This window comes from Longimonas sp. (assembly GCF_046498435.1).
Classification (GTDB): domain Bacteria; phylum Bacteroidota; class Rhodothermia; order Rhodothermales; family Salinibacteraceae; genus Longimonas.
In genome coordinates this window covers 1-5,568 of record NZ_JAWOAR010000237.1, presented here as the reverse complement: position 1 = coordinate 5,568, position 5,568 = coordinate 1, and the positions used below count along the sequence as shown (strand labels likewise).

General features: G+C 58.2%; 2 protein-coding genes and 1 pseudogene. 1 reads left to right on the top strand and 2 read right to left on the bottom strand.

Features of this window, described 5'->3' with window-relative positions; translation table 11 throughout:
- Positions 1–312: 312 nt before the first annotated feature.
- Together R6U20_RS09015 and R6U20_RS09010 are read right to left on the bottom strand one after the other, a co-directional pair.
- On the bottom strand, positions 313–1,764 hold the full coding sequence (locus tag R6U20_RS09015) for a Glu/Leu/Phe/Val family dehydrogenase (RefSeq protein WP_410337524.1): 1,452 nt from the start codon (positions 1,762–1,764) through the stop codon (positions 313–315).
- Between the two features lie 180 nt (positions 1,765–1,944).
- Positions 1,945–3,669: a potassium channel family protein gene (locus R6U20_RS09010; RefSeq protein ID WP_410337523.1), complete on the bottom strand. Its 1,725-nt coding sequence runs from the start codon at positions 3,667–3,669 to the stop codon at positions 1,945–1,947.
- Between the two features lie 340 nt (positions 3,670–4,009).
- Here R6U20_RS09010 and R6U20_RS09005 point away from each other — a divergent pair.
- Positions 4,010–5,568 (top strand): annotated as a pseudogene (locus R6U20_RS09005) (hypothetical protein); the annotation flags it as partial.

Here is a 5,568-nt window from a genome sequence, read left to right as displayed (position 1 = left end):
ACGCGACGGGCCCAGCCCGGAGCACGCCGAACCATCTCCTCGACGCTCAGCGGGGCTATAGGCGATTGAACGGCCCTGCCAACCTTGGGGGAGATCTTTATTCACTGCGTTCATCAGTCGCTTCGCTCGTGTCAGGACTCCGCGTCTCCTTGGCGGAGCCGCTTCGCTCAAGATGACAGCATACGAATGGGGAACCTTGCAACCCGAACATTCAGGTGTGACACGACAGTAGGCGCTGGATGCAACTCGAAAGGGGGAGACGCCCCTCGACGCCTCCCCCTGTACCGTTCTGGTTTTGAATCGGCACGGCGATCAGGGAAAGATGCCCATGTCGGCGTACGACTTCGCAATCTTGTTGATGGCGCTCACGAAAGCGGCTGTACGCATATCGATACCGTGCTTCTCGCGTTCGGTACGGATTTCTTCGTAGGCGAAGGCCATCGTATCCTCCAGCCCGGAGTTCACGAGGTCCTCCTCACTGGCGCCGAAGCCGACGCGTTTGACGAGGTCTTCCATGAGCTGCTCGTCGAAGCTCTGGTCGGTGAGTTCATCCACAGCGCGCAGGATGCGTTCGGCGTTGCGCTCCTCGAAACGGCGGCTCATGCGTCCGTGACGTACGTGCGAGAGGTTGCGCAGCCACTCGAAGTAGGACACCGTAACGCCGCCGGCATTTAGATACACGTCGGGAATGATGAGCGTGCCCTTTTCAACCAGAATCTCATCGGCCTCTGTCGTAACGGGGCCGTTAGCCGCCTCGGCAATGATTTTGGCTTTTATGTCTGGGGCATTCGCCTTGGTAATGACTCCTTCGAGGGCCGCTGGAACCAGGATGTCGCACTCCAGCTCCAATGCCTTGTAAGAGTCCTCGATATTGGTAGCACCGGGGAAGTCGAGAATCGACCCTGTTTCCTCGCGATGCGCCACCACATCGTGGATGTCAAATCCGCTGGGGTCGTAGATTGCGCCCTCAATTTCGGCAATGCCTACAATGGTCGCGTCGCCCTCGTCTTGCAGGATGCGGGCGGCATGATAGCCCACGTTCCCAATCCCCTGCACCACCACCGATTTGCCAGCGGTGCCGGTATCCAGGCCGAGCGCATCCATGTCGTGTTTAAAAGCACAGGCTTCGCGGATGCCGTAGTACACGCCGCGTCCGGTAGCCTCGGTACGTCCGCGCACGCCGCCTTGTCCCACCGGCTTACCCGTTACGCAAGCCAGTCCGTTCAAGTCGTCGTCGGTCATCTGGTTGTAGGTGTCCATGATCCAGGCCATCTCGCGCGGCCCGGTGCCATAATCGGGGGCCGGCACGTCGACGCCAGCGCCGATGAAGTTCTTCCGGATCAGTTCGAACGTGTAGCGGCGGGTAATGCGCTCCAGTTCGTGCACCGAATAGTTGCGCGCATCGATGCATACGCCGCCCTTTGCACCGCCAAACGGCACATCCACAATCGCGCACTTGTAGCTCATGAGGGAGGCGAGGGCCATCACCTCATCCACATTTACGTTCAGCGCATAGCGGATGCCGCCCTTCGTGGGCTTTTTGTGATGGCTGTGCTCGGCGCGGTAAGCACGTATCACCTCAATGCTCCCGTCGTCGCGCTTGATCGGAAACTCAAACCGGACGATATTATCGCAGGCTCGGATCTGATGCAGCACGCCCTTGGGATGATCGGTGTGCTGAGCAGCCGTATCGAACATGCTGTTCACCTCGGCAAAAAAACCGTGGTCGGTGCCGTTGGCCGTATCGGTAGATGCGGGTTTCATAGGCGGAAACGGAAAGGTCGATGCAAAAAATGGGAAGCATGCGGTGCGCCTGTTTAGTTAAACGGCTGTTGGAGACAACAGCAAGCTGCTATGCAATATATTGTAAGCGCTTCCGAAAATCTTGCATATTCATTTGCATGATGTTCGTGAAAGGGATGCGCAGGCGCGTGCCTGGTAGTGTCATCCGAACCGTTCTACGAAGTTATGATACTGCGCATCGGTACCCACCATGAGCAGGTCCATGCCCTCTTTGAGCGTTGTGCCAGCACGGACTTGCGTAATGAGGTCGCGATTGGGACAGAGCACCGCCACGACGGTAAGCCCCGTGAGCGCCCCAATGCCACTATCCGCCAGCGTCTTGCCGTCAAGTGCCGGGGGCACGGTACGCGTAAACAGATCGAGCCCTTCGCCCATTACGACGAGCTCTTTGTCGGTGAGGGCTGCCCAGATCGACTCAAGGCCAAGCATGGCATAGCTCAGCACGAAGTCGGTCCCAGCACGGTGGATCGCTTCCATGTTGCGACGGTGCACAATACGACTTACGATGCGCAGTCCGGGATTCAGGCGCCGACAGTATGACGCCAGATAGATGTTGACGGCATCGTCGTGCGTGGTGAGCAAGACCGACGGGGCGTTTTTGATGCCCGCATCCTCAAGCAGGGTATAGTCGGAGGCGTCGCCCTCGAATACGGTAAGCGTGCCGGTATCGTCACCGTCAGACACGCGCCGGAGTGCCTCACAGCGATCGGTATCGCGCTCAACCACATGCACATCGATGCCCCGCGCCAGCAGGGCCCGCGCCGCCGCTTCGCCCACCGTACCGCCGCCAATCACGAGCACAGGATGGTCGCCGGTAGCATACGGCGTAAGCTGCTCGTTGAGAGCGCTGACTTGGGCCTGTGTGCCAATAATAACGAGCACACTGGCTTTAGAGAGGGTAGTATCGGGACGTGCCTGATCGAGGGTACCGCGCTCCCACACGCCAATAATACTGACGCCTGTTTCCGAGCGCAGATGGGTGTTGCGCACCGTTTTTCCTTCCAGCGGTGTGCCTTGTACAGGCACCTCGGCCAGCACTAAATCTTTGTACGAGCCAATGGGGTGGCACTCGGCATGGCCTGCGTTGATGCGATTGGCCAGTTGCTCGCCGAGCATCTGCTTTAGGGGGAGCACGGTGGTGCATCCGCTAAGCTCCAGAATATCAATAGCATCTCGGTCGTGGGCAATGGCAACGATAGGGGTGTCAGGAGCCCTCTCGCGAACGGTAAGGGCGATGTTGGTGTTTTCGACATCGCTTCGGTTGGCCAGGACCGCGCTTGCATGCTCCACGCGTGCTGCGGCGTAGGTTTTTGAATCGTCCACATCGCCAAGAATCACCGAAACATCGTCGAGGTACAGGTCAGACGCCCGGTCGGGATCGGGTTCGATGAGCACGTAGGGGACGCCCTCCGTATCCATTCGCTCAATGAGTCCGGGTACAATGGGGTCTTGATTGCAGAGAATGACATGGTCTTCCAGGTTGGGATCTACTTTTCGTGGCGCACGGGCGTGAATCTGGGCTTCGAGCCAGGGCGCATAGAAGTAGCGAATAAACGCAAATGGCAGCACAATGAGCAGCAAGATAATGCCCGTTATAACCACAAACATGCTGTAGAGGCGGCCCACGTCGGTGTAGAAGGTGATGTCGCCAAAGCCGAGCGTGCTCATCGTAACGAGCGTCCAATAGAACGCCGACACCCAGGTGTGCGACTGGTCCTCCACGTACCACATGATCAGTTGGAAGCCAACCGACAGCACCACCATGGTAAGTAGCAGAAACCCGATGTACTTCGAGAGCGCAACCAGGTCGCGCCGCGCCTCTTTGTTTTCAAATAGATAGGCGAGTTGGGTGCTGTAAAACTTCATAAAAGTAGGGGGAGAGACCGGGCGTACGATGGCAGGCTGTGGAGGGTAGCAAAGTGCACTCGTGTGTTGCGAGGACTTGCGGATGCGAAGCCGCTTCTCTTAAACAGAGTGCTTTACGTAGTTCGTCGGGCTACCAGACCGGAAAACATCTTCGCATCTTCATGAAACCCGCTGCGGGTGTGTGTTACGGAATTATTAGAACCTTCGGATTCGTCAATATATTGCAGAGTGCGCTTCCAATCGTCCCTGCTGATAGATAGGTTGGGTTATGTATAAGCGCACTGTCCCCACCGTTTTGCGCTCGCCCCACCATTGTTGTGCCCTTACGATACCGTATGTTATGACGTTACGTTACGCTCCTGTGGCATGGATTGCCATTTTGCTTTTCGTGGCAGGTACCTTTGCTGCGCCCGCCGCTGCACAAGATGTGATCCACTACTGGAACTTCAACGATCCCGTTGAGGACACCCCCGCCTGGCCTGCCCCGGTCGAGGCCAATACAGGAGATGGCACGCTCACCTACACGTTTACAGAGGGAGCCATCCAGAGCTTTGGGGGATCGAGCACTAACGCCCAAAATGACGATCCAGCAGGCGAAAGCTTTGTGGTGCAAGGGGGAAGCGATCAGGTCAACAACGGCGAGTACTTCGACCTGAACGTGTCTACGGAAGGGTTTGAGGACATCGAAATAGCCTACGCCACACGCGGTACCAGTTCCGGATTCGACGAACAGGCTGTTGCGTATAGCACCGATGGCGGGTCAACGTTCACCGATCTGGAGACAATTACGACCCCGGGGAGCTTCAGCCTGCAAGCGCTCGATATGAGTGGGGATACTGCTACCGACGACAACACTGATCTGGTGGTGCGCTTTACGCTCGATGGCGCTACGGGGGCGAGCGGCAACAACCGCTTCGACAACATCACCGTAGAAGGCACTCCCCTTGACGATGGCGGCGACAATGGCGATGACGATGATGGAGACGATGGTGGCAACGAAGAGCCCGCTCCGCCCACCGACGGCGAAGCCATATCGATCAATGACGCGCGCGATCAGGTGGACGGCAGCGAGGTCATCATTGAAGGCACCGTGTCGCGGGCATTCGGCTCGTACGCTCGCATCCAAGACGAAAGCGGAGCCACCGGCGCCAGCGGCATTGTGCTGCGCCAGGTCGATGGCGACAACAGCACCGCCTTCCAGTCCGACATCGAAGACGGCACCATTCAGCCCGGTACAACCCTGCGCGTGAGCGGCACGGTCTCCGAGTTCAACAACCTGGTGCAGATCAACGGCAGCGACCTTACCGGCTACGAAGTAGTGGAGCAGGGCGCTTCGCCCGAACCCATTCCCGTGTCGGTGAGCGACGTCACAAGCTCCGACTCCGACTCCAACTACGAAAGCGTGCTTGTCAGCCTGTCAGGGCTGAGCTTCTCGGGCGTAGAGCCGGGGGAGACATTTGAAAGTGGCACCTCATACGCGGCCCAAAACACAGCCGGAGAGCAGGTTGACTTTCGGGTGCAGGACGATCTTGAAACAAACATCATTGGCGCCCCGATTCCCGACGGCGCATTTAACTATGAAGGCGTTGTCGGCGTCTTCTTCGACAATCGCCAACTGATTCCTGTCCGCGAAAGCGATGTGGAGTCGGTGCCTGCTGCGCGCTTTAACCGGCTGTACACGCGCACCCTTGAGGGTGACAACAGCGTCTCGGTCTCGGTACGCCCACCAGAATTGGAGGACGGCCAGTCGGTCGATGTCACCGTCACCGCCGAGGGCGATGCCGATCCCAGCACCGACGTCACCGGCTTTTCGGATCCGACCACCTTTACCTTCACCGGGCCCGATGCGGCTCCCGAAACCATCACGATTGACATTGTCGACGATGGCGAGGAAGAGGG